This is a genomic window from Paenibacillus sp. A3 (genome assembly GCF_001399685.1).
GTDB lineage: Bacteria > Bacillota > Bacilli > Paenibacillales > NBRC-103111 > Paenibacillus_G.
The window spans coordinates 1-4,747 of record NZ_JTHN01000320.1; the positions used below are offsets into that span (position 1 = coordinate 1).

6 protein-coding genes and 1 riboswitch are annotated in these 4,747 nt (G+C 60.5%); all 6 genes read left to right on the forward strand.

Annotation, left to right across the window (positions count from 1 at the left end):
* The first annotated feature begins 51 nt into the window (after positions 1 to 51).
* The 6 genes from QJ48_RS33925 to rpiB all read left to right on the forward strand — a co-directional run bounded on the left by QJ48_RS33925 (position 52) and on the right by rpiB (position 4,637).
* Positions 52 to 432, forward strand: a complete 381-nt coding sequence (locus QJ48_RS33925; protein WP_237763152.1) for a hypothetical protein — start codon at positions 52 to 54, stop codon at positions 430 to 432.
* A gap of 142 nt (positions 433 to 574) precedes the next feature.
* Positions 575 to 1,402, forward strand: coding sequence for a stage II sporulation protein R (spoIIR, locus tag QJ48_RS33930; RefSeq protein WP_054977694.1), 828 nt, complete (start codon positions 575 to 577; stop codon positions 1,400 to 1,402).
* A gap of 48 nt (positions 1,403 to 1,450) precedes the next feature.
* Positions 1,451 to 2,512 (forward strand): L-threonylcarbamoyladenylate synthase, encoded by a 1,062-nt coding sequence (locus tag QJ48_RS33935; protein ID WP_054977695.1) that lies wholly within the window; start codon positions 1,451 to 1,453, stop codon positions 2,510 to 2,512.
* 155 nt (positions 2,513 to 2,667) lie between these two features.
* The gene (locus QJ48_RS33940) at positions 2,668 to 3,231 is read left to right on the forward strand and encodes a manganese efflux pump MntP family protein (protein ID WP_054977696.1); all 564 of its coding nucleotides are present in this window, start codon (positions 2,668 to 2,670) and stop codon (positions 3,229 to 3,231) included.
* 101 nt (positions 3,232 to 3,332) lie between these two features.
* Entirely contained in the window at positions 3,333 to 3,917 is a 585-nt protein-coding gene (locus QJ48_RS33945) for a low molecular weight protein arginine phosphatase (RefSeq protein WP_054977697.1), read from the forward strand.
* 81 nt (positions 3,918 to 3,998) lie between these two features.
* Positions 3,999 to 4,079, forward strand: a riboswitch (ZMP/ZTP riboswitch).
* A gap of 99 nt (positions 4,080 to 4,178) precedes the next feature.
* Positions 4,179 to 4,637, forward strand: a complete 459-nt coding sequence (gene rpiB / locus QJ48_RS33950; protein WP_054977698.1) for a ribose 5-phosphate isomerase B — start codon at positions 4,179 to 4,181, stop codon at positions 4,635 to 4,637.
* Positions 4,638 to 4,747 lie beyond the last annotated feature (110 nt).

Sequence of the window (4,747 nt, forward strand, 5' to 3'; positions counted from 1 at the left end):
ATCGCGCCGGACGCACTGGCGGTGGCGCGGGCGAACGCCGAGCGCAACGGCGTGGCCGAGCGGGTCGCCTTCGTGGAAGGGGACCGGCGCGGCCCGTGGATCGAGCGCGGCGAGCGGCTCGATCTGGTGGTGTCCAATCCGCCGTACATTCCGGAGGCGGATGAGGCGGGGCTGCAACCGGAGGTACGGCTGTTCGAGCCGCGGACGGCACTGTACGGCGGAGCGGACGGGCTGGAGCCGTACCGCCGCCTGACGGCGCAGCTGGGCGAGCTGCCGGCGTTGCCCGCGCTGGTCGGCTTCGAGGTCGGCCAAGGGCAGGCGGACGAGGTGCGCCGTTTGCTGGAGCGGGCGGCCGATTGGGACGAGGTGCGGATCGTACCGGATTTGGCCGGAATCGATCGGCATGTGATCGCTTATCGCAGTAAGGATTAAGCTTGAGGACAGGCAGGCTGGACCCGCAACCGCTAGACAAGCGGAGCACACGGAACTTTATTCTCCGGCCGAGTATAAACTCTCTCAAACCCGAGCATACTGACAACTAGAGATGCTAGAGTTCGAGAGGGGCTGTTCGGAGATGGTCAAACGGTTTGCGTGGAAACGATATGCATACTTGGCTTTTGCTCTTATGGTGATGCTGGCCTGCTGGGAAACGAACCGTTCCAATGCGATGCTGGTTACGGCGGAGCGCGAAATGGAAACGGGAAGCTCGATTCCGAAGGAAGCGATCCGTCTGCGCATTCTGGCCAACTCCGACGCTCCGGCCGATCAATGGGTAAAGCGCGAGGTGCGCGACGCCGTCATGGAGCAGATGAAAAGCTGGCCAACTGAGCCTCAAGGCATCGAAGCGGCCCGTCAAACCTTGCGCGACCATCTGCCCGAGCTCGATAAGCTCGTCGGCGAAACGCTGCGCAAGAACGGTTTTGACTATACGTATCGCGTGGAATTGGGAATGGTCCCGTTCCCGGCTAAAATATACAACAACGAAGTGTATCCCGCAGGAGATTACGAAGCGCTGCGCATCGCCATCGGCGCCGCCGAAGGGCAGAACTGGTGGTGCGTGCTGTTCCCGCCTTTATGCTTCGCCGACACGGGCGTCGTGAAAAAGAACAACACGGCGTATGCCGCCGCTGGGGAAGAGTCTGCGGAAAATGGCGGATCGGCGCAAAACGAAAATGCCCCGGCTTCGAAACGGAGCGCTGCCGAAGCGGGGAAGAAAAGTCAGCCAGAGAGTAAAAAAGGAAACGCCGAAGGCGACGCCAAGATCCGGAACGGAAAAGCGGCGGATAGCGGAAAAGCATCCGTCCCATCTAAAGCCCAACCGGAGGCTTTGGATGCTCCGCAACCGGAAGTGCGCTTCCTCTTATGGGATCTCATGAACAAAGTCGGCTCGTGGTTTGCCTGATGCGGCGGCCCATCCGGGCCGGTCTGTCAGGAAAGGAAGATAACGTACATGACGACGGAAACAAAGGTGTGGAAAGTGAGCGCGGAAGCCCCTTCCCGGGAAGCGTTGCTCGAAGCGGCCGCGTTGCTGCGGGAAGGACGGACGGTCGCGTTTCCGACCGAGACGGTGTACGGCCTCGGGGCGGACGCGCGGAACACGGAGGCTGTTGCGGACATTTTCGCAGCCAAGGGCAGGCCGTCGGATAACCCGCTGATCGTTCATATCGCGGACAGGTCTCAGCTGGAGGAGCTCGTCGCTCCGCCGGAGGAGGCCGTTTTGCGTTTACTGGACGCCTTCTGGCCGGGACCGCTGACCGTCGTGCTGCCGGTCAAGCCGGGCGCGCTGTCTCCGCTCGTCACGGCGGGACTTTCGACGGTCGGGCTGCGCATGCCGGGCCATCCTGTCGCGCTCGCGCTGATCGCGGCCTCCGGCTGTCCGGTCGCCGCTCCTAGCGCGAACCGCTCCGGCCGTCCGAGCCCGACGAACGCCTCGCACGTGCTGGGCGATCTTGCGGGCCGCATAGCGGGAATCGTCGACGGAGGGGAGGCGGGGGTCGGTCTGGAATCGACCGTAGTGGAATTTGCGGGCGATGCGCTTTATATTTTGCGGCCCGGCGGGGTTACAGCGGGCCAGCTTCGCGAAGCGCTGCCGGGCATTCCCGTGATCGAGCCGCAGGCGGAGTACCGCGAGCCCGACGCTCCGCGCGCACCGGGCATGAAGTATGCGCACTACGCTCCGCGGGGGACGATGGTGCTTGTGCAGGGCGCATCGGACGAGCTGGTGCATGCCTGCATGCAGCGCGAGCTGGACGAAGCCCGGGCGCGGGGCGAGCGCACCGGCGTATTGACCTACGCAGAGCACGCGGACCGCTTCCGTGCGGACCATGTCGTGCCGTGCGGCCGCTTGGACGCCCTGGAGACGGTCGCCCATGGGCTGTATGCGGCACTGCGCGAGTTCGACGAAGCCGGGGTCGGCTTCATTGCTGCCGAAGCTTGCCCCGAAGAAGGCCTCGGGGCCGCGATCATGAACCGGCTGCGCAAAGCTGCCGGAGGTCGCATTTTAACAGTGTAGCCATTTTTTCAGCTTCGTGTTTTCAGCCCGTGTGCCCCACCATGGGATGCACTCGCCTTCTACAGATTCGTCTTTTTTGTGGTATATTATGGAATTCATGTTTACCCTCTTGTCCGCATATGTTGGTTAAGAAGAGGACAGGGGGTAGGGGAAGCATGGATCTGGCATCGCCGCTGCTATGGGGACAATTCATTTCCATCGGGCTTATGGCGCTGGCCCTCGGTTTGGATGCGTTATCACTGGGGCTCGGGATCGGCATGCGGGGCATCCGCAAGCTCGATATTGCCAAAATCAGCATCGTCACCGCCCTGTTCCACATCTTGATGCCGCTCGCGGGAATGTGGACGGGCGGCTATATCAGTGCGCTGATCGGCAAAGTCGCCACGATCTGCGGAGGGATCCTCCTGCTGCTGCTCGGAGCGCACATGGTTTACAGCTCCTTGCGTGAGGAAGAGTCCCCGACGTACGATCACCGATCCTTTTGGGGGCTCATGCTGTTTTCGCTCAGCGTCAGTATCGATTCGTTCTCGGTCGGCGTTTCGCTCGGGATGTTCGCAGGGGATGTCATCATGACCGTTCTCATGTTCGGCACGGCAGGCGGACTCATGTCGGTCGCCGGGCTGGTGCTCGGCCGAAGGGTCGGCGAATGGGTGGGAGAGTATGGCGAAGCGTTGGGCGGCGTCATCCTGCTTGCGTTCGGCATTCGATTTTTGTTGTGAACGATCCGCTTCCGCCCTTGGGCGGTTTTGAGGTAAATCCGATGGTTTTGAGGTAATATATAGGGGAGAACCAATTTAGACATGAAAGAGGGGAGCATGCGATGAACCGGATCTTGTTCGTTTGTACCGGCAATACTTGCCGCAGTCCGATGGCGGAAGGATTGATGCGAAAAATACTGGCGGACGAGGGGCTGGCGGGGATTGAGGTACGGTCCGCCGGGGTAGCCGCCCATGACGGGATTCCGATCTCCGATCACGCAACGACTGTGTTGAAATCAAACGGCGGCACAGGGCCCCAGCGTTCAGCAGCTCTTTCGCAACCGACGGTCGAGTGGGCGGATTTGATCCTGACGATGACTTCCTCGCACAAAAGATATACGATTCAACGGTTTCCGGACGCCGTGGACAAGATTCATACCTTGAAGGAATACGTGGAAGCCGATTCCGCAGCCGCGGCGAAAATAGCCGAGGTCGAAAGGCTGATGACCGATATCCAGCTGAAGCAGGCGCTGGCGAAGCCGGTGACGGACGAAGAGCGGTCCCGTATTGTAACGCTGCAGCGCGAGCTGCCCACTCCGGACATCGCCGATCCGTTCGGCGGCTCGCTGCAGCAGTACGAGAGCTGTGCGGCCGAAATTCACGCCTGTCTAATCAAGCTCGCGGCCAAGCTGAAAGAAGCCCGCTAAAGCTCCTTGCGTTACCGCTCAGGCAGCAAGATAGGCTTTACACCGGGCGCAGAATCGGATATGATGGACGTATACATGAAGGAATCCCGATGTAACTGGCGACGAGTGGGGGCAACCACAGTGGAGCATCGGGACATACGGCCGGTCGCCTGGGCAAAGAGCATCGCAAGCGGACACGCATGCGTCATGCTCTTTTTTCGTTTTTGTCGCGGTTTTGGGTTATAATGAAATCGACATTAGCGAGGAGGCGAATTCACGAAAATGAAAATTGCAATGGGTGCGGATCATGCGGGGTACCGGCTGAAGGACGAGCTGAAGCCTCTGATCGAATCGTTGGGACATGAGGTTCAAGATTATGGCTGCAGCTGTGCCGATTCCGTCGATTACCCGGATTATGCGTTGGCTGTATGCGAGAAAGTGGCGGCGGGTGATGCGGACAAAGGCATTCTTATCTGCGGGACGGGCATCGGCATGACCATCGCGGCCAACAAAGTGCCGGGTATCCGCTGCGCGCTCGTGCACGATTTGTTTTCCGCCAAAGCGACGCGGGAGCATAACGATTCGAACGTGCTCGCGCTGGGCGAGCGGGTCATCGGCCCGGGGGTTGCGCAGGAAATCGTCAAGATTTGGCTTGAAACCGAATTTTCGGAAGGCGAACGCCACCAGAATCGGGTAAACAAGGTCAAAGCGCTCGAAGACAAGTTCGCCGTACATCCTTAAATTTGCCGCACGGCAGGAAAAGAGGGTGAGATCGATGACCGAACAGCCTACTGTGCAAAGCGGGCAGGCCGCGGGTTCGCCGGTGGCAGCCGGACGGCGCCAAGGCGAAA

Excerpts from the sequence above, each read along its gene's own strand:
- QJ48_RS33935 (WP_054977695.1), top strand. The coding sequence starts at position 1,451 with ATGACGACGGAAACAAAGGTGTGGAAAGTGAGCGCGGAAGCCCCTTCC.
- QJ48_RS33945 (WP_054977697.1), top strand. The coding sequence starts at position 3,333 with ATGAACCGGATCTTGTTCGTTTGTACCGGCAATACTTGCCGCAGTCCG.
- spoIIR (WP_054977694.1), top strand. The coding sequence starts at position 575 with ATGGTCAAACGGTTTGCGTGGAAACGATATGCATACTTGGCTTTTGCT.
- rpiB (WP_054977698.1), top strand. The coding sequence starts at position 4,179 with ATGAAAATTGCAATGGGTGCGGATCATGCGGGGTACCGGCTGAAGGAC.
- QJ48_RS33940 (WP_054977696.1), top strand. The coding sequence starts at position 2,668 with ATGGATCTGGCATCGCCGCTGCTATGGGGACAATTCATTTCCATCGGG.